This window comes from Halorubrum sp. SD690R, from assembly GCF_005435035.1.
GTDB lineage: Archaea > Halobacteriota > Halobacteria > Halobacteriales > Haloferacaceae > Halorubrum > Halorubrum ezzemoulense.
On record NZ_SGTV01000135.1, the window covers coordinates 1 to 460 of the forward strand.

Annotated in this window: 1 protein-coding gene; it reads right to left on the reverse strand. The window is 68.3% G+C overall.

The genetic code is table 11. From position 1 onward, the window contains the following. Window positions 1-285 (reverse strand): bacterio-opsin activator domain-containing protein (locus EXE41_RS18755; protein WP_275938160.1); only part of this gene is annotated, 285 nt, incomplete at its 3' end. Between the last annotated feature and the right edge of the window lie 175 nt (window positions 286-460).

The window sequence follows — 460 nt, forward strand, 5'->3', positions numbered from 1 at the left end:
CGGCGCGGGGTTCGTGGTGACGCCGCGGTTGACGACCACGCGGTAGAGCCGCCGGTCGTCGCGGTCGTCGATACACTCGTGTTCGCCGATCGTCGGGTCCGCCGGGAGCGCGGCCTCGAACGCCTCGAAGTCGCCGCCCGAGGCCCACACGAACAGCACGGGGTCGGCGGCGCGGTCGGCGGCAGTCGCCCACTCCCGCTCCAGGGTCATCCCGGGGGCCGCCTGCAGCGACGGGCGCAGCACCAGCTGCGCGTCGGTCAGGCGGAGTTCGGCGATGAGGCTCACACAGTTCCTGTTCGTCGTCCAATTACTAAGGTTATGCGGCGGAAACGAAAAGGGGTGGACGGGAAGGAGGTCACACCCCCGCTGTCAGAGGCAGCCCATCCGACGTACGGCCGTCGGAGGACGAACTACTGTTTCGTGCGGACCGGCGTAGTCCTTTGGCTTGTCTAATCCGGGT